Annotated in this window: 20 protein-coding genes; 4 read left to right on the forward strand and 16 right to left on the reverse strand. The window is 69.4% G+C overall.

Annotation, left to right across the window (positions count from 1 at the left end):
• Window positions 1–106 precede the first annotated feature (106 nt).
• The 4 genes from ACFC8N_RS20935 to ACFC8N_RS20950 all read right to left on the reverse strand — a co-directional run bounded on the left by ACFC8N_RS20935 (window position 107) and on the right by ACFC8N_RS20950 (window position 4,340).
• Entirely contained in the window at window positions 107–478 is a 372-nt protein-coding gene (locus tag ACFC8N_RS20935; protein WP_356022346.1) for an FKBP-type peptidyl-prolyl cis-trans isomerase, read from the reverse strand.
• Between the two features lie 84 nt (window positions 479–562).
• A complete protein-coding gene (locus ACFC8N_RS20940; RefSeq protein ID WP_376288989.1) occupies window positions 563–1,567 on the reverse strand; it encodes an FKBP-type peptidyl-prolyl cis-trans isomerase in 1,005 nt (334 codons plus the stop codon).
• A 142-nt stretch (window positions 1,568–1,709) separates the two neighbouring features.
• Window positions 1,710–3,071 (reverse strand): Pup--protein ligase, encoded by a 1,362-nt coding sequence (gene pafA / locus ACFC8N_RS20945; protein WP_356022351.1) that lies wholly within the window; start codon window positions 3,069–3,071, stop codon window positions 1,710–1,712.
• A gap of 9 nt (window positions 3,072–3,080) precedes the next feature.
• Complete coding sequence (locus tag ACFC8N_RS20950) at window positions 3,081–4,340, reverse strand: MFS transporter (protein WP_376288991.1); 1,260 nt, start codon at window positions 4,338–4,340, stop codon at window positions 3,081–3,083.
• A 120-nt stretch (window positions 4,341–4,460) separates the two neighbouring features.
• Here ACFC8N_RS20950 and ACFC8N_RS20955 point away from each other — a divergent pair, with 120 nt between their 5' ends.
• Window positions 4,461–5,477, forward strand: a complete 1,017-nt coding sequence (locus ACFC8N_RS20955) for a LacI family DNA-binding transcriptional regulator (RefSeq protein WP_362819259.1) — start codon at window positions 4,461–4,463, stop codon at window positions 5,475–5,477.
• A 74-nt stretch (window positions 5,478–5,551) separates the two neighbouring features.
• Here ACFC8N_RS20955 and prcA read toward each other — a convergent pair whose 3' ends face one another.
• The 6 genes from prcA to arc all read right to left on the reverse strand — a co-directional run bounded on the left by prcA (window position 5,552) and on the right by arc (window position 11,702).
• A complete protein-coding gene (prcA, locus tag ACFC8N_RS20960) occupies window positions 5,552–6,307 on the reverse strand; it encodes a proteasome subunit alpha (protein WP_356022358.1) in 756 nt (251 codons plus the stop codon).
• Window positions 6,308–6,372: 65 nt separating this feature from the next.
• Window positions 6,373–7,218 carry a proteasome subunit beta gene (gene prcB / locus ACFC8N_RS20965; RefSeq protein WP_376288993.1) on the reverse strand — a complete coding sequence of 282 codons (846 nt, stop codon included), beginning with the start codon at window positions 7,216–7,218 and terminating at the stop codon, window positions 6,373–6,375.
• Window positions 7,170–7,748, reverse strand: a complete 579-nt coding sequence (locus ACFC8N_RS20970; RefSeq protein WP_376288995.1) for an endonuclease VII domain-containing protein — start codon at window positions 7,746–7,748, stop codon at window positions 7,170–7,172. Before ACFC8N_RS20970 ends, prcB begins: the two co-directional genes overlap by 49 nt.
• 32 nt (window positions 7,749–7,780) lie before the next feature.
• A complete protein-coding gene (locus tag ACFC8N_RS20975) occupies window positions 7,781–7,999 on the reverse strand; it encodes a ubiquitin-like protein Pup (protein ID WP_030608326.1) in 219 nt (72 codons plus the stop codon).
• A gap of 172 nt (window positions 8,000–8,171) precedes the next feature.
• On the reverse strand, window positions 8,172–9,683 hold the full coding sequence (gene dop / locus ACFC8N_RS20980) for a depupylase/deamidase Dop (protein ID WP_356022366.1): 1,512 nt from the start codon (window positions 9,681–9,683) through the stop codon (window positions 8,172–8,174).
• A 252-nt stretch (window positions 9,684–9,935) separates the two neighbouring features.
• A complete protein-coding gene (arc, locus tag ACFC8N_RS20985; RefSeq protein ID WP_071375775.1) occupies window positions 9,936–11,702 on the reverse strand; it encodes a proteasome ATPase in 1,767 nt (588 codons plus the stop codon).
• A gap of 521 nt (window positions 11,703–12,223) precedes the next feature.
• Here arc and ACFC8N_RS20990 point away from each other — a divergent pair.
• A complete protein-coding gene (locus ACFC8N_RS20990) occupies window positions 12,224–12,526 on the forward strand; it encodes a ferredoxin (protein ID WP_356022686.1) in 303 nt (100 codons plus the stop codon).
• Window positions 12,527–12,559: 33 nt separating this feature from the next.
• Here the strand turns inward: ACFC8N_RS20990 and ACFC8N_RS20995 are convergent, their stop codons facing one another.
• From ACFC8N_RS20995 to ACFC8N_RS21005, 3 genes are all read right to left on the reverse strand, one after another.
• Window positions 12,560–13,132, reverse strand: coding sequence for a hypothetical protein (locus ACFC8N_RS20995; protein WP_356022368.1), 573 nt, complete (start codon window positions 13,130–13,132; stop codon window positions 12,560–12,562).
• 244 nt (window positions 13,133–13,376) lie between these two features.
• Window positions 13,377–14,279: a tRNA (adenine-N1)-methyltransferase gene (locus ACFC8N_RS21000; RefSeq protein ID WP_067050546.1), complete on the reverse strand. Its 903-nt coding sequence runs from the start codon at window positions 14,277–14,279 to the stop codon at window positions 13,377–13,379.
• A 56-nt stretch (window positions 14,280–14,335) separates the two neighbouring features.
• Window positions 14,336–15,772: a site-2 protease family protein gene (locus ACFC8N_RS21005; RefSeq protein ID WP_376288999.1), complete on the reverse strand. Its 1,437-nt coding sequence runs from the start codon at window positions 15,770–15,772 to the stop codon at window positions 14,336–14,338.
• A 178-nt stretch (window positions 15,773–15,950) separates the two neighbouring features.
• Between ACFC8N_RS21005 and ACFC8N_RS21010 the strand changes: the two genes are divergently transcribed.
• Window positions 15,951–16,841 carry a RecB family exonuclease gene (locus ACFC8N_RS21010; RefSeq protein WP_356022373.1) on the forward strand — a complete coding sequence of 297 codons (891 nt, stop codon included), beginning with the start codon at window positions 15,951–15,953 and terminating at the stop codon, window positions 16,839–16,841.
• A gap of 14 nt (window positions 16,842–16,855) precedes the next feature.
• The gene (locus ACFC8N_RS21015; RefSeq protein ID WP_071375780.1) at window positions 16,856–17,527 is read left to right on the forward strand and encodes a response regulator transcription factor; all 672 of its coding nucleotides are present in this window, start codon (window positions 16,856–16,858) and stop codon (window positions 17,525–17,527) included.
• Window positions 17,528–17,593: 66 nt separating this feature from the next.
• Here ACFC8N_RS21015 and ACFC8N_RS21020 read toward each other — a convergent pair whose 3' ends face one another.
• The 3 genes from ACFC8N_RS21020 to ACFC8N_RS21030 all read right to left on the reverse strand — a co-directional run bounded on the left by ACFC8N_RS21020 (window position 17,594) and on the right by ACFC8N_RS21030 (window position 22,013).
• A complete protein-coding gene (locus ACFC8N_RS21020; protein ID WP_376289001.1) occupies window positions 17,594–19,174 on the reverse strand; it encodes an ABC transporter substrate-binding protein in 1,581 nt (526 codons plus the stop codon).
• 96 nt (window positions 19,175–19,270) lie between these two features.
• Window positions 19,271–20,875 carry an ABC transporter substrate-binding protein gene (locus tag ACFC8N_RS21025; protein WP_356022378.1) on the reverse strand — a complete coding sequence of 535 codons (1,605 nt, stop codon included), beginning with the start codon at window positions 20,873–20,875 and terminating at the stop codon, window positions 19,271–19,273.
• A gap of 436 nt (window positions 20,876–21,311) precedes the next feature.
• Window positions 21,312–22,013 (reverse strand): HAD family phosphatase, encoded by a 702-nt coding sequence (locus ACFC8N_RS21030; protein WP_356022380.1) that lies wholly within the window; start codon window positions 22,011–22,013, stop codon window positions 21,312–21,314.
• Window positions 22,014–22,085: the final 72 nt, after the last annotated feature.

Consider the following 22,085-nt stretch of genomic DNA (forward strand, 5'->3'; position numbering starts at 1 on the left):
CTCCCCTTTTCATGCTTCCGACCGATGACCGTACCGCTCCTCGGTGCGGTGGCAAAAGCGAGGGCCCATGCCCGGACAGGCATGGGCCCCAACCGATCGGATCCGATCAGACGGCGAGGAGGTCGACCACGAAGATCAGGGTCGAGCCCGCCGGGATGAGCGGGCTCGGGCTCTGGTCGCCGTAGGCGAGGTGGGCGGGGATGGTCAGCTGGCGACGACCGCCGACCTTCATGCCCTGGACGCCCTGGTCCCAGCCCTTGATGACCCGGCCGGCGCCGAGCGGGAAACGGAACGGCGAGTTGCGGTTCCAGCTGGCGTCGAACTCCTCACCCGTCTCGAAGGTGACGCCCACGTAGTGCACGGTGACGTTCTGGCCGGCCACGGCCTCCGCTCCGTCACCCTCCCAGATGTCCTTGATCTCAAGGTCCTTCGGGGGCTCGCCGCCCGGGAAGTCGATCTCGGGCTTCTCGATGCTCACGTCAAAGCTCCTGCTTGTGTACGACACGAATCACGGACAGTCTTTCATCCCCGTGGCCTCCCCGCCCGCCACGGGGACCGGGGGCTACATCGCCGCGAGCACGTCCACCGTGAACACCAGGGTGGAGCCCTTCTGGATGGGCCCGCCGCTCGGCGGGGTGTCGCCGTAGCCGAGCTCCGGCGGGACGACGATCAGCACGCGGCTGCCGACCTTCTTTCCGACCAGGCCCTGCGCGAGGCCCTTGACCGTCTGCTGCATCTGCTCCAGCGAGAACTGGGCGAGCCGGCCCGAGCCGTACGTCCGCTGGAAGGTCTTGCCGCCGTCCCAGACCAGGCCCTGGAACTGGCACAGCACCGCCTGGTCCGCCTTCAGCTCGTCGCCGTCGCCCTCCAGGACATAGGTCGACACGAGCTTCTTCGGCGGGTCGGTCTTCGGGACCGTGACCTTCGGGACGGCGCCGTCGGTGTTGGTGGCCACCTTCGGCAGGGCCGCGTCGCTCTGCGCGACCGCCTTGCCCGTGACGGAGCTCTTGGAGTTGTAGGACTCGATCACGTCGATGACGAACACCAGGGTGTCGGTGCCCTTGATGCCCGCCTGCGCGTTGCCCGACGTGCCGTAGCCCCAGGTGGGCGGGACGGCGATCTGGACACGGCTGCCGACCTTCTTGCCCGTCAGGCCGTACCGCCAGCCGTCGATGATGCTGCCCTGCGCGAGCTGCATGACCAGCGGGCTCTTGCGGTCGTAGGAGTTGTCGAAGACCTTGGCCGTGTCCCAGATCTGGCCCAGGTAGTTCGCCTTGATGAAGTCGTTCTCGGCGACCGTGCGGCCACTGCCCGCGATCACCGTCTTGACCGCGAGGTCCTTCGACGGCGCGGCCGCACCCTTGGCGACGGTCGGCTTCTCGCCGAACCTCGTGCCCGCCGTGATCGCCGGCAGCGGTCCCGCCACGATCTTCGGCGGCGGTGGAGCGGACACCGACGGCGTCGGCGAGGCACTCGTCTTGCTGGAGGCGGACTTGTTGTCACCGCACGCGGAGAGGGTGACCAGTCCCGCGGGTACGGCGGCGAGGAGGAGTGAGCGTCGGCGCACGGAAGGCCTCGTAATCGGTCGATCTTGTGGATTGGCGTGCGCGCAACTCTACGACGCGAGAAGGGCGCCGTACGGGAAACGTACGGCGCCCGTGTGGCGTTCCGGCATTACGGCGCGGAAACGCCCGACTCGGAATCCTTCGTCACATTCCGGCGATGAGCTTCTCCACCCGGTCGTCCACCGAACGGAACGGGTCCTTGCACAACACGGTGCGCTGTGCCTGGTCGTTGAGCTTCAGATGGACCCAGTCGACCGTGAAGTCCCGGCGCTGCTCCTGTGCCCGGCGGATGAAGTCGCCGCGCAGCCGGGCCCGAGTGGTCTGCGGGGGAACGGACTTGCCCTCGAAGATCTTCAAGTCGTTGCAGACCCGCGTGGCTTGGCCCTTGCGCTCCAGCAGGTAGTACAGGCCACGGCGACGGTGGATGTCGTGGTAGGCGAGGTCTATCTGCGCGACCCGCGGATGCGACATCGTCATGTTGTGCTTGGCCCGGTACCGCTCGATGAGCTTGTACTTCATCACCCAGTCGATCTCGGTGGCGATCCGGTCGAGTTCCTCGCTCTCGATCGCGTCGAGGGTACGGCCCCACAGCTCCAGCACCTGGGCGACCGTGCCGGTGCGGATGCCGCGGCGGTCGCAGAAGTCCACGGCCTTGTCGAAGTACTCCCGCTGCACCTCCAGCGCCGAGGCCTCCCGGCCGCTGGCCAGGCGCACCTTGCGGCGGCCTGTGATGTCGTGGCTGACCTCGCGGATCGCCCGGATCGGGTTCTCCAGGGTCAGGTCGCGCATCACGGTGCCCGCCTCGATCATGCGCAGCACCAGGTCGGTCGCGCCGACCTTGAGCAGCATGGTCGTCTCGGACATGTTCGAGTCGCCCACGATGACGTGCAGCCGGCGGTAGCGCTCGGCGTCCGCGTGGGGTTCGTCGCGGGTGTTGATGATCGGCCGCGAGCGGGTCGTGGCCGAGGAGACGCCCTCCCAGATGTGCTCGGCGCGCTGGCTGACGCAGTACACGGCGCCGCGCGGCGTCTGGAGCACCTTGCCCGCGCCGCACAGCAGCTGCCGGGTGACCAGGAAGGGGATGAGGATGTCCGCGAGCCGGGAGAACTCCCCGTGCCGCGCCACCAGATAGTTCTCGTGGCAGCCGTAGGAGTTGCCCGCCGAGTCGGTGTTGTTCTTGAAAAGGTAGACGTCGCCCGCGATTCCCTCCTCGTGCAGGCGTCGTTCCGCGTCCACCAGGAGTCCTTCGAGAATGCGCTCGCCGGCCTTGTCGTGGGTGACCAGTTCGGTCACGTTGTCACATTCGGGTGTCGCGTATTCCGGATGTGAGCCCACGTCGAGATAGAGCCGGGCGCCGTTTCGCAGAAAGACATTGCTGCTGCGGCCCCATGACACGACACGGCGGAAGAGGTACCGCGCCACCTCGTCAGGCGACAGGCGGCGCTGTCCCCTGAACGTGCACGTGACGCCGTACTCGTTCTCCAGCCCGAAAATGCGGCGGTCCATGACTGAACATTACGCCCGATCCCCTGAGCTGAAACGGGGTTCGACAGCACGATTTGGATCAGTTTCCGATGAAGCCGCAACAACCGCACCCCGCGCGGGAGCTGCGAGGACCCGCCCGGTGGCGAGCAGGACCAGCAACGACACGGCACCCGCGACACCGGGAACCGCGAAGCCCCACACCGTGCCCCCGGCCTGGACCACGGGACCGGCGAGCCCCGTACCGACCGAGGCACCCACGGTGAACGTCGTGACAAGCCAGGAGAACGCCTCGGTGACGGTCCCCCTCGGCGCATGCCGGTCGACGATGATGAACGCGCAGGCGATGCACGGCGCGAGGAACACCCCGGACACCACCGCCAGCAACACCATGGGCACCGCACCCGGCACCAGCATGAGCGGCAGGTAACACACCGCCAGAAGCGCCACCAGCAGCCGCAGTCGCCGCTCGGGCACGCCGGACCACCGACGGGCGCCGTACACCGCGCCGCCGACGAGCGCACCGAGGCCCAGCCCGGCCATCATCCAGCCGTAGACCGCGTCACCGCCGTGCCCGTCGGCGTACGACACCGACGCGACCGTGATGGAGCCGAGCGCGATACCGATGAACAGGAAGGCGCCGAGCAGGGCGAGCAGGCCGGGCGAACGCAGGGCGCCGAGCCAGTGGGCCTCGCGCGGGGCCGAGCGCCACGCGCGCGAGGGCGGCGAGACGACCACGGAGAGCGCGCCGAGGACACCCAGGAGGTTCAGCACGAGCAGGGCGGCACGCTCGTCCCACACGGACACGCACAGGGTCACCAGCAGCGGCCCCACGGTGAACATGACCTCCTGCGCGATCGCGTCCATGGCGTACGCGGTGTGCACCTGCTCCTCGCCGCGCAGCACGGACGGCCACAGCGCGCGCAGGCCGCCCTCCAGGGGCGGGGCGAACAGTCCCGCCGCGGCGACGGAGGCGTAGGCCAGGGGCAGCGGATCGGTGCCGCAGAAGGCGAAGACGGTCATGGAGGCGGCGGCGAGGACCGCGGCGGGCAGCTGGACGCGCGGCTGTCCGTGCAGGTCCACGAGCCGGCCCAGCACCGGCTGGCCGACCGCGTTGGCGACGCCGTACACGGCCGCGAGACCGCCGGCGAGGCTGTAGGTGCCGCCCTCGGCACGCACGAAGAGCACCAGGGCGATGGCCGCGGTCGCGTTGGGCAGCCGGCCGACCAGCGTGCCGGTGAGCAGCCGCAGCGCGTGCCGCGCCCGGAGTATCCCCAGGTATCCGGTGGCCATGTCCTGCCCTTCAGCAGCTCGCACGCGGAGCCTCGCCCGCCCCACGTGTTACGTATAACGTCCTCCCTCATACGTACCATGTGCGCTGTTCGGACGTCCAGGTGAAGGAGCGCAACCACGGTGGCACGCAGCAGCACGCGACCGACCAGCCGTGACGTCGCCCAGGCAGCCGGGGTCTCGCAGGCCGCCGTCTCACTCGTCCTCGGCGACAAATGGCGCGGACGCGTCTCCGAAACCACCGCCGAACGAGTCCGCGAAGCAGCACGCGAACTCGGCTACCGGCCCAACCTCGCCGCCCGCAACCTCCGCCTCGGCCGCACCCGCACCGTCCTGCTCGTCGTCCCCGCCCTGACCACGGAGTTCTTCGCAGGCGTCTACACGGGCGCCGCACGCGTCGCCGCCGAACACGGCTTCGGCGTCGTGCTGTACCCCTCCCCCGAAGGCATCGGCCCCGCCCGCGACCCCTTCGCCTCCGCACAGGCCGCCCTGGACGGCGTCCTCGCCTCCTCGATGGCCGCCGACGCACTCACCGCGATCCGCGGCGACCAACTGCCCCTCGTCATGCTCGACAGCGACCCCGCGGGCAGCCTGGGCGCGGCGACCGTCAACCTGGACATCGCCGACGGAGTCCGCCAGGTCACCGACCATCTCCTGGCCCTCGGCCATCGCCGAGTACTGCACCTCGCCGCCGACGTGCCGTCCTGGACCTTCGAACTGCGCGCACGGGAACTGGCCACACGCATGGCAGCCGCACCCGGCACCGAGGTCCGTACAGCCAGGGCCCCCATCTCCATCGACGGCGCCCAGGCCGCCACCGAGGCCGCACTCACCACACCCGGACCACGCCCCACCGCGGTCGTCTGCGACGACGACAAACTCGCCGCCGGCGCCTACAAGGCCATCCGCCGCCTCGGCCTGCGCATCCCGGACGACATCTCCGTCACCGGCCTCGACGACCTCGCCCTGGCCACCGCCATCGACCCCGAACTGACGACAGTACGACTCGACGCCGAACTGTTCGGCGAACGCGGCATGCAGGCCCTGCTGACCGTCCTGGAAGGCACTGCGCCCGAGAGCGGGGACATCCCCGTCCACCTGGTCGTCCGCGGCTCGACAGCGCCGCCACCGCGCCACTGAGCGGACCCGCGAAAACACGTGTGCCCCGGCCAGGACAGCGGCCGGGGCACACCGGAGCAGAACAGGGCCGCAGGCTACTCCTCGCCCGACTCCTCCGGCTCCTCGGCGCTCTCCGCCTCCGTGGCCGCACCGTCCGCCTCCAGCAGACGGGCGAGCTGACGGCCGACGATGCGCTTGAACTTGCGCTTCTGCGGCCGCGTACGGTCCAGCACCGCGACCTCCAGGCGGTCGGCGGGAATCTCCCGCTGCGTGCCGTTGGACTCGCGGGACAGAGCCTGCACCGCGAGCTTGAGCGCCTCGGCCAGGCTCATGCCGTCGCGGTGCTCACGCTCCAGATAGGTGGTGATCTGCTCCGGATTGCCCCCGACCGCGACCGAGCCGTGCTCGTCCACGATGGAGCCGTCGTGCGGCAGCCGGTAGATCTGGTCGCCCTCGGCGGTCTCCCCCACCTCGGCGACGATCAGCTCCACCTCGTACGGCTTCTCGGCCGCCGACGAGAAGATCGTGCCCAGCGTCTGGGCGTACACGTTCGCCAGACCACGGGCCGTGACGTCGTCACGGTCGTACGTGTAACCGCGCAGATCGGCGTAGCGGACACCGCCGATGCGGAGGTTCTCGTACTCGTTGTACTTGCCGGCGGCCGCGAAACCGATCCGGTCGTAGATCTCGCTGAACTTGTGCAGCGCACGGGACGGGTTCTCGCCGACGAACACGATGCCGTCGGCGTACTGCAGCACGACGAGGCTACGACCGCGCGCGATGCCCTTGCGCGCGTACTCGGCCCGGTCGGCCATGGCCTGCTGGGGTGAGACATAGAACGGCGTCGACACCGGTTATCCGTCCCTTTCTGTCGTGGTCACTGGATCACCTTCACAAGAAACCGGGGCCCGCTGCCTCAGAGCAGCGCGGCCTTGGGGCCGTCCGGCTCCTCCAGGCGGCGCTGGAGCACCGCCCGGGACAGCTCCGAGGCCTCGTCCTCGGTGAGCCGGCGGAAGCCGTCCTCGGTGATCACGGTGATGATCGGGTAGATCCGGCGGGCGACATCGGGACCACCGGTCGCCGAGTCGTCGTCTGCCGCGTCGTAGAGAGCCTGGACCACCAGGGTGGTGGCCTGCTCCTCGGTCAGGTCGTCACGGAACAGCTTCTTCATCGCACCACGCGCGAAGATCGAGCCGGAGCCCGTCGCCGCGAAGTTGTGCTCCTCGCTGCGACCGCCCGTGACGTCATAGGAGAAGATGCGCCCCTTCTCACGGTCCAGGTCGTACCCGGCGAAGAGGGGGACCACGGCGAGGCCCTGCATGGCCATGCCGAGGTTGGAGCGGATCATCGTCGACAGCCGGTTGGCCTTGCCCTCCAGGGACAGCTGGGCACCCTCGACCTTCTCGAAGTGCTCCAGCTCCAACTGGAAGAGCTTGACCATCTCGACGGCCAGACCGGCGGTACCGGCGATACCCACCGCCGAGTACTCGTCCGACGGGAAGACCTTCTCGATGTCCCGCTGAGCGATGACATTGCCCATCGTCGCCCGCCGGTCACCGGCCAGCACGACGCCTCCGGGGAACGTCGCGGCCACGATGGTCGTGCCGTGCGGCGCCTCCAGCACGCCCTGGGTGGGCGGCAGCTGCCGATTGCCCGGCAGCATCTCGGGCTGGTGCGCGGAGAGGAAGTCCATGAACGAAGAAGAGCCCGGCGTCAGGAAGGCAGCTGGTAGACGCCCGGTGCCACGAGTATTGGCTTCCACGAGTTTCCTTCCAGATAGGCAGCGGCCCGGCGTACGGCGTCGGGGTGGTCACCCAACTTGCCGATGGCCGAGTTGCAGTTGAAGCACAGTACGCCTCGGACCCTACCCGTCCTGTGGCAGTGATCCACATGCACGGGCAGGGCATCCAGGCAGATCGCGCACAGGCCGCGCTGGGCGGCGATCATCGCGTCGCGCTCGGCTAGCGTGAGGCCGTAGCGACGCTTCAGGTGATCGGCGGGCCCTTGAGCTGCACGACACGACTTGCAGCGACTTGCCAGGCGGTTGCCCTTTCGATGCCAGTCGCCGTGCGGCTTCACCTCACCACGTCCTCGGCACCGCTTGTGCCCGATTGGCACCTCGTCCTCGGGGCCGTGCACTTGCGGCTCCGGTGCGCGGCAGTGGTAGCGCGTTGCACAGTCCCGGCAATGCCGTTGCAAGCCGTCGAGGTTCGACCGCTTACGAGCGAAGGCTGCGCGCGGCTTGTACTCACCGCACCGCACGCAGCGCTTCACGGCTTCTTCGTTCACCACCCCAAATCCCCCCGCAACCTTTGATTCGAAGGCTACTGGCCACCCTTCTGAACGAATGAGCGCACGAAGTCCTCGGCGTTCTCTTCGAGCACATCATCGATTTCGTCCAGCACCGAGTCCACGTCATCGCTCAGCTTCTCGTGCCGCTCCTTGAGGTCCTCCGAAGCCTGCGCGTCCTGCGCCTGCTCCTCGACTTCCTCGGTGGACCGTGTGGCCTTCTGCTGGCCGCCGCCGGTGTCCTTCGTCGCCATAACCCTCACCCCGCTCAGTTCGCCTGCCGATCGGTGATGATCAGACCCTACAAGCCGGGTCCGACATCGGCCCCGCAGTTTCCACAACGTACGGGGGCCACCTCGATGATTCCCGGACGGCGGGTTTTCCACCCTGTCCGCCCGGGGCGCCGCGGCTGTCCGCCGGCTGTGCTCAGCCGCCCGACAACACCCTGACCAGGTCTTCTGCCGTGCGGCAGCGGTCCAGGAGCTCCTTGACGTGATTTCGCGTTCCGCGTAGCGGTTCCAGGGTTGGAACGCGCTGGAGGGAGTCGCGGCCGGGGAGGTCGAAGATGACCGAGTCCCAGCTCGCGGCGGCGACGTCGTCGGCGTACTGCTCCAGGCAGCGGCCGCGGAAGTAGGCCCTGGTGTCCTCCGGGGGCGTCGTGCGGGCCCTGTCGACCTCGGACTCGTCCAGCAGGCGCTTCATGCGGCCGCGGGCCGCCAGACGGTTGTAGAGGCCCTTCTCGGCGCGTACGTCGGCGTACTGGAGGTCGACCAGGTGGAGCCGGGCCGCGTCCCAGTCGAGGTCGTCACGGCGGCGGTAGCCCTCCATGAGTTCTCGCTTGGCGACCCAGTCCAGCTCGCCGGCGAGGCTCATCGGGTCGTTCTCCAGGCGGTTCAGAGTGTCTTCCCAGCGGGTCAGGACGTCCTTGGTCTGTTCGTCCGCGTCGGCGCCGTAGCGCTCCTCGACGTACTTGCGCGACAGCTCGAAGTACTCCATCTGGAGTTGGACCGCGGTGAGTGTGCGGCCGCTGCGGAGGGTGACCAGGCGTTGCAGGCCGGGGTCGTGGGAGACCTGGTGGAGGGTGCGTACGGGCTGGTCGACGGCGAGGTCGACCGCGATGAAGCCGTCCTCGATCATGGACAGGACGAGGGCGGTCGTGCCCAGTTTCAGGTAGGTCGAGATCTCCGACAGGTTGGCGTCGCCGATGATCACGTGCAGTCGGCGGTACTTCTCGGCGTCGGCGTGCGGCTCGTCGCGGGTGTTGATGATGGGGCGTTTGAGGGTCGTCTCCAGGCCGACCTCGACCTCGAAGTAGTCCGCGCGCTGGCTGAGCTGGAAGCCGTGTTCGTGGCCGTCCTGGCCGATGCCGACGCGGCCTGCTCCGGCGAAGACCTGGCGGGAGACGAAGAAGGGCGTGAGGTGGCGCACGATGTCCGAGAAGGGGGTCTCCCGCTTCATCAGGTAGTTCTCGTGTGTGCCGTAGGAGGCGCCCTTGTTGTCGGTGTTGTTCTTGTAGAGGTGGATCGGCTGGGCGCCGGGGAGCTGGGCGGCCCGCTCGGCGGCCTCGGCCATGATCCGTTCGCCGGCCTTGTCCCACAGGACGGCGTCGCGCGGGTTGGTCACCTCGGGGGCGCTGTACTCGGGGTGGGCGTGGTCGACGTACAGCCGGGCGCCGTTGGTGAGGATCACGTTGGCGAGGCCGATGTCCTCGTCGGTGAGCTGGCTGGCGTCGGCGGCCTCCCGGGCGAGGTCGAAGCCTCGCGCGTCCCGCAGCGGGTTCTCCTCCTCGAAGTCCCAGCGGGCCCGTCGGGCCCGGTGCATCGCCGCCGCGTAGGCGTTGACGATCTGGGACGAGGTGAGCATGGCATTGGCGTTGGGGTGGCCGGGGACGGAGATTCCGTACTCCGTCTCGATGCCCATTACTCGCCGTACGGTCATGCGGCCCTCCTTGCCCGGCGGCACCCTCGGTCGTGGGCGCCGCTCACGTACCACCGGGGCTCCGGTGCGTGCGCGGTGCCCGTCCCCGCACGGCGCGACTCGGCGGCAGGAACGAGCCTAGAACGCCTTTGCGCTGGTGGGGAGATCATTTGCGTCATTGCCTGCTCCGGTCGTGGCCGGTGGTGGCGGGTGGTGGCCGGAAAAACAGAGGGCTGCGGGTACCCGGTGAGGGCACCCGCAGCCGCCCTGCTTTTACAGGTATTGACCGGTGTTCGCCACCGTGTCGATGGAGCGTCCGGTGTCCGCGCCCTGCTTTCCGGTGATGAGCGTGCGGATGTACACGATCCGCTCGCCCTTCTTTCCGGAGATTCGGGCCCAGTCGTCCGGGTTGGTGGTGTTGGGCAGGTCCTCGTTCTCCTTGAACTCGTCCACGCAGGCCTGGAGGAGGTGGGAGACGCGGAGGCCTTTCTGTGTCTTTTCGAGGAAGTCCTTGATCGCCATTTTCTTGGCGCGGCCCACGATGTTCTCGATCATGGCGCCGGAGTTGAAGTCCTTGAAGTAGAGGACTTCCTTGTCGCCGTTGGCGTAGGTGACTTCCAGGAAGCGGTTTTCCTCGGACTCGGCGTACATCTGCTCGACCGCCGTCTGGATCATGCTCTGGACGGTGGTGGTCTTGTCGCCGCCGTGTTCGCCGAGGTCGTCGGCGTGCAGCGGGAGGCGTTCGGTGAGGTACTTGCCGAAGATGTCCTTGGCGGCCTCGGCGTCGGGACGTTCGATCTTGATCTTCACGTCGAGTCGGCCGGGGCGGAGGATGGCGGGGTCGATCATGTCCTCGCGGTTGGAGGCGCCGATGACGACCACGTTCTGCAGGCCTTCCACGCCGTCGATCTCGGCGAGCAGCTGGGGGACGATGGTGTTCTCCACGTCCGAGCTGACGCCGGAGCCGCGGGTGCGGAAGAGGGACTCCATCTCGTCGAAGAAGACGATGACGGGGGTGCCCTCGCTGGCCTTCTCGCGGGCACGCTGGAAGACGAGGCGGATTTGCCGCTCGGTCTCGCCGACGTACTTGTTGAGCAGTTCGGGGCCCTTGATGTTGAGGAAGAAGCTCTTGCCGGCGGCTTGGCCGGTGACCTCGGCGACCTTCTTGGCCAGGGAGTTCGCGACGGCTTTGGCGATGAGTGTCTTGCCGCAGCCGGGCGGGCCGTAGAGCAGTACGCCCTTGGGCGGACGCAGCTCGTGCTCCTTGAACAGGTCGGGGTAGAGGTACGGCAGCTCGACGGCGTCACGGATGGCCTCGATCTGGTTGCCGAGGCCGCCGATCTGGTCGTAACCGATGTCCGGGACTTCTTCGAGGACGAGTTCTTCGACCTCGCTCTTGGGCACGACTTCGTAGACGTAGCCGGAGCGGGGTTCGAGGAGGAGGGCGTCGCCGGGGCGGATGGTGACGTCCAGCAGTGGCTCGGCGAGCCGTACCACCCGCTCCTCGTCGGTGTGCCCGAGTACGAGGGCGCGCTCGCCGTCCTCCAGGATCTCCTTGAGGGTGACGATGTCGCCGACGCTCTCGTATTCCATGGCCTCGACCACGTTGAGCGCCTCGTTGAGCATGACTTCCTGGCCGCGCCGCAGGTCGTCGAGGTCGACGCTTGGGCTGACGTTCACCCGGAGCTTGCGGCCGCCGGTGAAGATGTCGGCCGTGCCGTCCTCGTTGGCTTGCAGGAAGACGCCGAAGCCGGCCGGTGGCTGGGCGAGCCGGTCGACTTCTTCCTTGAGGGCCACGATCTGGTCGCGGGCCTCGCGGAGGGTGTTGGCCAGTCGTTCGTTCTGGGCGGACACGCCGGCCAGGTTCGTCTGTAGCTCGACGATCCGCTCTTCGAGAATCCTCGTGTGCCGCGGAGAGTCGGCGAGCTTGCGTCGCAGGACGGCGATCTCCTGCTCAAGGTAGGCGATCTGCCCGGCCGGGTCGTCGGACCCTCGTCCCGGGCGGATGCCGCGGTTCATGTCGTCGTCGTGGGCTGCCACGGTCCTCACCTCCTCCAAGGGGAGCTGGACGCTTCCAGACCCTACCTGGGTGGGTGTCGATTGAAACCCCTAGATCACCAAGACTGTCAAGGTGTGTCGTCGGTCACCCGATGCGCTCTCCCTCGCACGGAGGGGATACCCACTCAACGTGATGTGGAAGCAGCTTGTTCCGGGCATCGCGTGGTCGAATTCCTTCAATGCTGGCCGGAGTTGTCCGTTCAGGGCTGGTCGGCCTGTGTGCGGGCAGCCTGCCGCGCGCTCGCACGTCCTCACGCAGAGCGACGGTCCGGGCGGACGGTGTGACCGTCGGCGCGGCCTGAAGTGGTCGTTCCCCTGGCCGGGGCTCCCCTGTCCCGGTCGGGCCGTCGTACCCGTGGGTGATCGTGTGGAAACCCCGTCACGGGCGGAAGGGGGCCGGAAAGCGGCGGAGGTAGGGTCGAGGGGTGTTCAACAGCCGCTGGAGCGGACCCGGCTGGCGCTTCCGGCGCCCCGCCGCCCGGCGAACCGAGACGGCAGGAGAGGTGACCGTGCAGCAGGAGGCCCCGGGGGGCGAGGCGCTGGAGGTCTGGATCGACCAGGACCTGTGTACCGGCGACGGGATCTGTGCCCAGTACGCCCCCGAGGTGTTCGAGCTGGACATCGACGGGCTGGCGTATGTGAGGGGCGCGGGCGACGAGCTGTTGCAGAGCCCGGGGGCGACGACGCCGGTGCCGCTGCCGCTGCTCGCGGACGTGGTGGACTCGGCCCGGGAGTGTCCCGGCGAGTGCATCCATGTGCGGCGTGTTTCGGACAGGGTCGAGGTGTACGGGCCCGACGCGGACTGAGTCCCCGCCGGGCTCCGGGCCGCATGCCCCGGGTCAGACGCTGTGGGTGTCGGCGGGCGTGGAGCGGACGAACGCGCTGCCGCTCCACTTCCAGGTGACGGGGGTCTTCAGGTCGGGGCAGCAGTTGGGCACCGCGTCCGAGGAGTAGCCGAGCAGGGTGGCGGCGACCGCGCCCGCGCGCAGGGAGAAGCCGGTGACGGTGAACCGGTCCTGGGGCTTCACGAGGGTGGCGACCACGCGCGGTGTGCCGCCGTCGGACGGTCGGGTGATGACGTAGACCCCGTCCGGCGGGGTGCCCATGGCGGTGTCGCAGTGCACGACCGCGACCGTCTCCGGTCTGCCGTCCCCGTCCAGGTCCCCGCTGGCCTTCTTCACCACCACTGCCTTGACCGGTCCGCAGTTCAGCGGGAAGGCCACGCCGGTGGTGCCCGGCGGGGCGACGGCCGTGCGGGCGGCTCTGGGCTGTGTGCCGGTGGCGGCCGTGGCGGAGCCGGGCTGTACGACGGAGGAGAGGGCCACGACGCCGGCGACGGCGGTGGCCGTGGCGACCCAGTGGATGGGCCTGGTCTGGGTGTGGGCGAGCTCCGGGACGGCGGATTGCTGCACGAGGAGTGTCTCCTGTGAGGGCTGTGCCGGTGGGGTGGCCAGCATGGTGCCACACGTCACAGTGCGGGGGAACGGCGGGGTCCGGGATTCCCGCGGGCGCAACGTCCGCGCGCGTGCGGGGCGTAGGCACGGTGGGGGACGGGGAACCCTGGCATCCCGTCAACGAAGGGGCGCCGTGCCGGAGTTCCCGGTGGTCGGTGGGAACTCGGGCACGGCGCCCTCACGTTGAGCCGTGTGCGGCCGGTCAGCGGCCGGTGCCGCCGTCGGCGTTCGGTCCGGCGTAGTCCTCGCCGTAGGCGCCCTTGGCGGGGCGGCGGCGGCGCATGGGGGGTTCGACGCCGTCCGCGAGGCGGCGGGCGGTGAGCAGGAAGCCGGTGTGGCCGATCATCCGGTGGTCCGGGCGGACGGCCAGGCCCTCGATGTGCCAGTTGCGGATCATGGTCTCCCAGGCGGTCGGCTCGTTGAAGCAGCCGATCTCGCGGATGGACTCCACGGTCCGGGCGAGCTGGGTGGTGGTGGCCACGTAGCAGCACAGGATGCCGCCGGGGACGAGTGCCTTGGAGACGGCTTCCAGGCACTCCCAGGGGGCGAGCATGTCGAGGATGACGCGGTCGACGTCGGTGTCGGACAGGTTGTCCTGGAGGTCGCCGACGGTGAGCTGCCAGGCGGGGTGCGGGCCGCCGAAGTAGCGCTCCACGTTCGCCTGCGCGATCTCGGCGAAGTCCTCGCGGCGCTCGTAGGAGTGCAGCATGCCCTGGTCGCCGATGGCGCGCAGCAGGAAGCTGCTGAGCGAGCCGGAGCCGACGCCGGCCTCCACGACGCGCGCGCCGGGGAAGATGTCGGCGAAGGCGAGGATCTGCCCCGCGTCCTTCGGGTAGACGACGGCTGCCCCGCGGGGCATGGACAGGACGTAGTCGGGGAGCAGGGGGCGCAGCGCGAGGTAGGCCACGTTGCCGGTGGTGCGGACAACGCTGCCCTCGGGAGCACCGATCAGTTCGTCGTGCGGGAAGGAGCCCTTGTGGGTGTGGAAGTTCTTCCCTGCTTCGAGCGTGAACGTGTAGTGGCGGCCCTTGGGGTCGGTCAGCTGAACCTGGTCCCCGACCTTGAAGGGCCCGCGCCTGCGGGCGGCACCGGTCGGTTCGGACATGTGAACAGACTACCGGCCCCGGCGGGGGCCGCCGACCACCAGGCGGAGGGGCGGGGCTAGGCGGAGGGGCGGGCCATGGCCTTGACGAAGGCGCGCTCGACGTCGGCCGCGGACAGGACGCCGTAGATCTCGCCGGTCTCCTCGACGACCAGGTACTCGGTGGCCGGGGTGGCGCGCAGGACGTCGAGGAGGTCCTCGCCGGCCAGTTCGGCGGAGACGCGCATGCCGTCGGTGAGGTCCTGGGCGAGGCCGCTGACCGCGACCCAGGGGCGGCGGTGCTCGGGCACGCCGACGATGGCGGCCTCGCGGACGAGGGAGAGGGGGTTGCCGTCGGCGTCGACCACGACCAGGGCGCGGGCACCGGCGGCGTTGGCGCGGCGCAGGGCCTCGGAGAGCGGGGTGTCGGTCTGCACCGGCACGGCCCGCCGGGTGAGGGTGCGGGCGCGCAGCTCGGGGAGGTGCTCGCGCAGCCGGGCCATGCGCAGGCTGTTGCCGGCGCCGGTCCAGATGATCGCGGCGAGGATGGCGGCGAGCAGGGCGTCGGTGACGGTGTCCATGCCGTTCACCTCGGTGCCGTCGCCGCCGAGCGCGCCGGACTGGTTCATCAGCGGCAGGCCGATCAGTACGGCGACGGCGAGCGCGCGGCCGACCCAGGCGGCGGCGACGGTGCCGCTCATGGGCTTGCCGGTGATCTTCCAGACGACGGCGCGGAGCATGCGGCCGCCGTCGAGGGGCAGGCCGGGCAGGAGGTTGAAGATCGCCACGATGAGGTTGGAGATCATCAGCCCCGCGAGCAGCACGCCGGGCACGGAGCGGGGTTCGACGGGCTGCATGGCGAGGTAGAAGACCCCGGCGAGGACGAGGGAGAGCAGGGGGCCGACGAAGGCCAGCACGAATTCCCGGCCGGGGGTCTCGGCCTCCTTCTCGATCTCGGAGACGCCGCCGAAGAACTGGAGCTGGATGCGGCGGACCGGGAGCTTGAAGCGGATCGCGGCGACCGTGTGGGCCAGTTCGTGGACCAGCACGGAGGCGTAGAAGGCGACGGCGAAGAACAGCGAGACCAGGTAGCGCGCGGCACCCAGTTCGGGCAGCACGCGGTCGAGCTGGCCGCCGAAGACCCAGGTGATCAGCGCGGCGACGAGGAACCAGCTGGGCGCCACGTACACGGGCACCCCGAAGGGGCGCCCCATGAGGATGCCGCCGCCCGGCTCCTTGGGCCGCGGCTGCGGCGGTTCGCCCTTGGCGATGCCGGAGTGCGCGAGGGAGCGGTGTTCCGAGGGGGCCGCGGTGTCGTGGGGGTGGTCGTCGGGGGTGGAGGCGGTGCTGTCGGTCTCGGGACGTCGCGGGGTGCCGGCCCGGTCCTCGGCGTCTTGGGCGCCGGCCTGCCGAGCGCTGTCGTCCTCGGCGTTCTCAGGGGCCGGAGGTACCGCGGGGTGCTCGGCCGGCTCGTCGTTGCCGGGCCGTGGCTGCCCGCTCCCGCCGCTCACGTCCACGGTGTCCCCTCGTTCGAAGCGTCTTCCGCACCTGCCGGCCGGAAGGGTCCGAGGTCGATGGTATGCGGCCGTGGTGTCGTGTTTCGCCCCGGCACCCGTTGTGTTCGCCGCGTGGTCGCGCGGCCGGTCCGGGCGGCGGGTGGGTCACTGTCAGTGGCGGGCCGTAAGGTCTGTGGGCATGGACAGCAGCTTCGAGGGCGCGGCGGCCGAACACGTCGCCAAGGCGCCCACCTCTCTGTCGCCCTCGCGGGCCGGCGACTTCATGCAGTGCCCGCTGCTGTACCGGTTCCGGGTGATCGACCGGCTGCCGGAGAAGCCGAGCGCGGCGGCGACGAGAGGCACGCTGGTGCACGCCGTGCTGGAGCGGCTGTTCGACGCGCCCGCCGGGGAGCGGACCGCGCCGCGGGCCAAGGCGCTGATCCCGGGCCAGTGGGACCGGCTGCGGGAGAGCCGGCCGGAGGTGACGGAGCTGTTCGCCGACGATCCGGACGGCGAGCGGCTGGCGGGCTGGCTCGCGGAGGCCGAGCGGCTGGTGGAGCGCTGGTTCACGCTGGAGGATCCGACGCGGCTGGAGCCCGCGGAGCGGGAGCTGTTCGTCGAGGCCGAGCTGGAGTCCGGGCTGCGGCTGCGCGGGATCATCGACCGGGTCGACGTGGCGCCGACGGGCGAGGTCCGCATCGTCGACTACAAGACCGGCAAGGCGCCCCGGCCCGAGTACGCCGAGGGCGCGCTCTTCCAGATGAAGTTCTACGCCCTCGTGGTCTGGCGGCTGAAGCAGGTCGTGCCGCGCCGTCTGCAGCTCGTCTATCTCGGCAGCGGGGACGTGCTGACGTACGACCCGGATCTGGCCGATCTGGAGCGGGTCGAGCGCAAGCTGCACGCGCTGTGGGAGGCCATCGGGCAGGCCACGCAGACCGGCGAGTGGCGCCCGCGCCCGACCAAGCTGTGCGGCTGGTGCGACCATCAGGCGCACTGCCCCGAGTTCGGCGGCACTCCCCCGCCGTATCCGCTGCCGGTGAGGGCGGCCGAGTCGGAGGCCGGGTCGCAGGGCAGAATGGGCGCGGACTAGCGAAGGAGTGTCACGTGGCCATCCGCGTCCTACTGGTCGACGACCAGCCCCTGCTGCGTACGGGTTTCCGGATGATCCTGGAGGCCGAGCAGGATCTCGCGGTCGTGGGCGAGGCCGGTGACGGTCTGCAGGCCCTCGATCAGGTGCGGGCCCTGCAACCGGACGTCGTGCTGATGGACATCCGTATGCCGCGGATGGACGGTGTGGAAGCGACCCGGCAGATCACCGGGCCCGACCGGTCCGGCCCGGCCAAGGTGCTCGTGCTGACCACGTTCGATCTCGACGAGTACGTGGTGGAGGCGCTGCGCGCCGGGGCCAGCGGCTTCCTGCTGAAGGACGCCCCCGCCAACGAGCTGGTGCAGGCGATCCGCGTGGTCGCGGCCGGCGAGGCGATGCTGGCGCCGAGCATCACGCGTCGTCTGCTGGACAAGTACGCGACGCATCTGCCCTCCGGCGAGGAGCCCGTGCCGGACACGCTGCACACGCTCACCGACCGCGAGGTGGAGGTGCTGAAGCTGGTGGCGCGCGGGCTGTCCAACGCGGAGATCGCCGCTGATCTGTTCGTCAGCGAGACGACGGTGAAGACGCACGTGGGGCATGTGCTGACCAAGCTGGGCCTGCGGGACCGGGTACAGGCGGCGGTGTACGCGTACGAGAGCGGGCTCGTCCGCCCGGGCGCGCAGTAGCCCTGTACACAGCAGGGGCGCTGCCTCCTCCATAGGGGGGAAGCAGCGCCGCTGCGTCTGTACCGCTCAGTCCTTGCTGAGTTCCCAGAACCGGAACACCGTCGAGGCGTCCAGGCAGTACTCCAGGCCGTAGACGCCGTCGCGGGCGACGGCGTACTGCTTGGCCTGCCACACGGGCAGGACGGGCAGTTCGGCGGCGACGATGTCCTGGAGCCGGCCGAAGTCCTGGTCGGTGGCGCCGCGGTCGCTCTGCGCGGCGGTGTGCGGGATGAGCGTGCCGGTGATGGTGTCGTTGCGGTAGTGGTTGTCCAGCACGTTGCCCTTGCCGAAGAACGGGGCCGTGAAGTTGTCGGGGTCGGGGTAGTCCGGCACCCAGCCCTTCACGTAGACGCCGTACTTGCCGGCGGCGATGTCCTTCTCGTACTGGTCGAAGGTGACCGACTTGACGTCGGCGTCGAACAGGCCGCCGGCGTTGAGCTGTCCGGCGATGGCCTTCAACTCCTGGTCGGTGGCCGGGCCGTAGCGCGACGGGGTGGACCACAGGGTGAGCTTCACCTTGCCGGTGATGCCGTCGGCGCGCAGTGCGGCGGCGGCCTCGGCCTGCGAGGGGCGGGCGCCGTAGGTGTCGAAGAAGGCCGTGTTGTGGCCGGCGATGCCCGCCGGGACGATCGAGTACAGGGGGGTGGCGGTGCCCTGGTAGACGTTCTTGATCAGGGCGTCGCGGTCGAGGAGATAGGCCATGGCCTTGCGGACTCCGAGCTTTCCGGCGACCGGGTCCTTCATGTTGAAGACCAGGTGCTGGACCTCGGCGCTGCTGCCCTCGACGACGTCGACGCCCTTGCTGTCGTCCTGCTGGTCGAGGCCGGCGACGTCGGAGGCGGACAGGCCGCGGTAGGCGAGGTCGACGCTGCCGTCGAGGAGGGCCTTCTTCAGGGCGGCCCGGTCGCCGTGGAAGAACTTCAGGGTGATGCCGGAGTTCTTGACCTTCGCGGTGCCCCGGTAGTTGCCGTTGACCGAGAAGACGGCCTTGTCCTGGTCGAAGGAGTCCAGCCGGTAGGGGCCGGAGCCGACGGCCTTGCCGTCCTTGCGGAGCCCGTCCGCGTCGTACTGCCGGTGGTCCACGATGGAGCCGGCGCCGGAGGCGAGCTTGCTGGGGAAGGTGGCGTCGGGGACCTTCAGGTGGAAGACGACCTTCTTGGCGTCCGGGGTGTCGACCGAGCCGAGCGTCGGGAACATGATCGCGGGCCCCGACGGGTCGTTGATCCTCAGCATGCGGTCGAAGGAGAACTTCACGTCCTGCGAGGTGAGCGCGTCATCGTTGCTGAACTTCAGGCCGTCTCTCAGCTCGCACTGGTAGACCGTGGCCCGCGAGTCGGTGAAGGTGCACTTCTTGGCCAGTTCGGGCTGGGGTTCGGTGCCGCCCTTGGGGAAACTGAGCAGCGACTGGAAGACGTTGTCGAACAACAGCCAGGAGCCGGGGTCGTAGCCGGACGCCGGGTCCGTGGCGAGGACGTCGTCGGACATCCCCATCACCACGGAGGTGCCGGTGCCTCCTAAGCCGCCGCTCTCCGTTCCACAGCCGGTCAAAAGGCCGGAGGCCAGCCCCGCCACGATGGGCAGGACCGGCCACTGGTAACGCATGTTCACTGCATGTGCCTTGTCGTCGGTTCCGTCACCCCGGGGCCGCCGTCCTGGCCCCGGGTCCCGGGTCAGCCGTTCCCGGCCCCCGGACGAGGGGAGCCGTCAGCCGCTCACACCGCGGCCGAGCTCCCACAGCTGAAGCGTCGAGGAGGAGTTGAGGGCGTACGCGACGCCCGTGATGTCGCCCCGTGCGGCGACGTACTGCTTGCCCTGCCACAGGGGCAGGACCGGGACGTCCTCGGCGACGGTGTCCTGGATCTGGGTCAGGCTCTTGGCGGCGGAGAGCCGGTCGGCCTCGCGGCGGGACTCCGGGATCAGCGTGTTCTGGATGGTGGGGTTGGAGTACGGCGAGCCGAGGAAGTTGTCCTTGTCGAGGAAGGGCGCGAGGAAGTTGTCGGCGTCCGGGAAGTCGGGGAACCAGCCCATGCCGTAGACGTCGTACTGGCCCTTCTTCTCGGCGGGCCGGAACTGCTCCCAGGGGTGTCCCTGGATGGAGGCGTCGAACAGGCCGCTGTCGTTGAGCTGCTTCTGCAGGACCTCGAACTCCTGCTTCGTGGCCGCGCCGTAGTGGTCGGTCGTGTAGTGCAGGGTCAGCTTCACCGGGGTGGTGATGCCCGCCTTGGTGAGCAGGGCCTTGGCCTTGTCGACGCTGGGGTTGCCGTACTTGTTGAAGAACGAGTTGGAGTGGCCCGTGACGGTGGCCGGGACCAGCGAGTACAGCGGCTCGGCCTCGGTGCCGTAGACCTTGCTGACCAGTTCGCCGCGGTTGATGAGCTGTGCCATGGCCTGGCGGACGGCCTTGGACTTCACGCTGGGCGCGTTGGTGTCGAAGGCCAGGTAGCGGATCTCCAGGCCCGGCATGTCGACCAGGTCGACCTTGTTGTCGCTGCCGGAGTCCAGCTTCTGGATCTGCGCGGGATCCATCGTGCGGGTCATGACGTCGATGTCGCCCTTGTCGATCGCCGTGCCCATGGCGGCGGCGGAGTCGTAGGAGCGCATCACGACCTTGCTGTTGTTCACCGTCACACTGCCCTTGTACGAAGGGTTCTTGGTGAAGGTGGCGCTGACGATCGCGTTGTCCTTGACCTCGGCCTGGAAGGTGTACGGGCCGGAGCCGTCCACCGAGAAGCCGTCGCGCAGCTTGTCCTTCGCGTAGTCCTTCGGGTCGACGATGCCCGCGGGCGGGGTGGACAGCTTGTACGGGAAGGTGGCGTCGGCCGTCTTGAGGTGGAAGATGACGTCGCGGTCGCCCTGCGTCTCGATCGTGTCGATGGTGTTCAGCAGCGCGGAGACACCGCTGTCCGACTTGATGCTCAGCACGCGCTCGATGGAGTACTTGACGTCCTCGGCGGTCACCGGGTCGCCGTTGGCGAACTTCAGTCCGTCGCGCAGCTTGCAGGCGTAGCGCTCGCTGCCGCTGTCGGTGAAGCCGCAGCTCTCGGCGGCGTCCGGGACGGGGTCGCCCTCGCCCTTGGGCTGGGCCATCAGCGTCTGCTGGGTCTGGCGCAGGATGTTCCAGAGGCCGACGTCGTAGGCGTAGGCCGGGTCGAGCGGCGCCGGGGCGTCCTTCGTGGCGGTGAACCGGTCCGTGGTGCCGACGACGATGGCGTCGCCGCTCTTGCCCCCGCCGCCGGATCCGCCGCACGCGGCGAGAACCGGGGTGAGCAGGCCGGCCAGCGCCGGCAGCACCAAAGTCTTGCGGTTCATGCGGGAGTTTCTCCAGAGCTGTTCGGGTCCGTGTATCCGGCACGCGGGGATGGTGCGGCGGAAACACGGGGGATGCGGCGATGTTCTCGCGACGAGATTAGTCCGCGCCCGCAGGAGGCTTCACGGCCCTGCGAGTTGACCTGTCATCACGCAGTGAAACCGGCTGCGGACGCACAGAAAACCCGACAGCGGCAGGATTAGTGCAGCTTCCCACCAATCGGGACACAAGGAACCGCCGATCCCCCTCGAACGGGACCGGTCAGCACACTCGGGTAACGTTGTCGAGACCCTGGAGGGTGGGGAACGTCACACCCTCAACTGTGCGGGGAGTCAGTGGAATTCGGCCGCGCGACCGGGTGCGAATTCCACTCGGGTGTACTTCCCGGGATATTTGTCCAGCGCACCTCTTCGCACCGCCGGTACCCCCGGTGAACGGCTAGGGCATTTCCGTCATCAGACCGCGCAGAAATGCCAGGTCGACCTCTTCCAGGGAGGTCACGACGGTGCGTCCCAAAGCCGGGGCGATGGGGGCGACGGACGGTACGGCGACCACCCGGCAGCCCGCGGCCTCGGCGGCGGCGACGCCGGTCGTGGTGTCCTCGACGACCGCGCAGCGGGCCGGGTCGGCGCCGAGCCCCGCCGCGGCGAGCAGGTACGGGTCGGGGTAGGGCTTGGTGCGCGAGACCTCGTCGCCCGCGATGGACAGCGCGAAGTGGTGCGGGCCGAGGACGCTCAGCACACGGTCGATGATGCGCCGGTGGGAGGCCGAGACCAGCGCCGTGGGCACGGCCTGTTCGTGCAGTTCGGCGAGGAGCCGTGCGGCGCCCGGCATCAGCGGCAGGGCGCGGCCGATGCGGCTCTCGAAGCCCTCGTTGAGCAGCGCGCTGAGTTCGGCGAGGGTGACGGCGGCGCCGGTGGCCTCGATGAGGAAGCCGGCGCTGCGGGTCATGGGGCCGCCCACCACGACATGCCGCCAGGACTCGTCCAGGGTGTGGCCGAGCGCGGCGAAGACCTCGACCTCGACGTCCCACCAGAAGCCCTCGGTGTCCACCAGGGTGCCGTCCATGTCCAGGAGCACCGCCTGCAGCGCCGAGCCTTCGGCCGTACGAGTTCCGAGCGCGGGGACCGTGCTGGTCATCCACGCACCTCCTTGCGGGACGAGCAGGCCGGTTCCCGCGCGGGAACCGGCCTGCAATGGGCCGACAAGTGT

The organism is Streptomyces sp. NPDC055966 (genome assembly GCF_042269865.1).
GTDB lineage: Bacteria > Actinomycetota > Actinomycetes > Streptomycetales > Streptomycetaceae > Streptomyces.

Bases quoted from the DNA above. Each gene is read 5' to 3' on its own strand.
- pafA (WP_356022351.1), bottom strand. From the start codon at position 3,071: ATGGACCGCCGCATTTTCGGGCTGGAGAACGAGTACGGCGTCACGTGC.
- ACFC8N_RS20950 (WP_376288991.1), bottom strand. From the start codon at position 4,340: ATGGCCACCGGATACCTGGGGATACTCCGGGCGCGGCACGCGCTGCGG.
- ACFC8N_RS20975 (WP_030608326.1), bottom strand. From the start codon at position 7,999: ATGGCGACGAAGGACACCGGCGGCGGCCAGCAGAAGGCCACACGGTCC.
- dop (WP_356022366.1), bottom strand. From the start codon at position 9,683: ATGACCGTACGGCGAGTAATGGGCATCGAGACGGAGTACGGAATCTCC.
- ACFC8N_RS21000 (WP_067050546.1), bottom strand. From the start codon at position 14,279: ATGTCCGAACCGACCGGTGCCGCCCGCAGGCGCGGGCCCTTCAAGGTC.
- ACFC8N_RS21010 (WP_356022373.1), top strand. From the start codon at position 15,951: ATGGACAGCAGCTTCGAGGGCGCGGCGGCCGAACACGTCGCCAAGGCG.
- ACFC8N_RS21025 (WP_356022378.1), bottom strand. From the start codon at position 20,875: ATGAACCGCAAGACTTTGGTGCTGCCGGCGCTGGCCGGCCTGCTCACC.
- ACFC8N_RS21030 (WP_356022380.1), bottom strand. From the start codon at position 22,013: ATGACCAGCACGGTCCCCGCGCTCGGAACTCGTACGGCCGAAGGCTCG.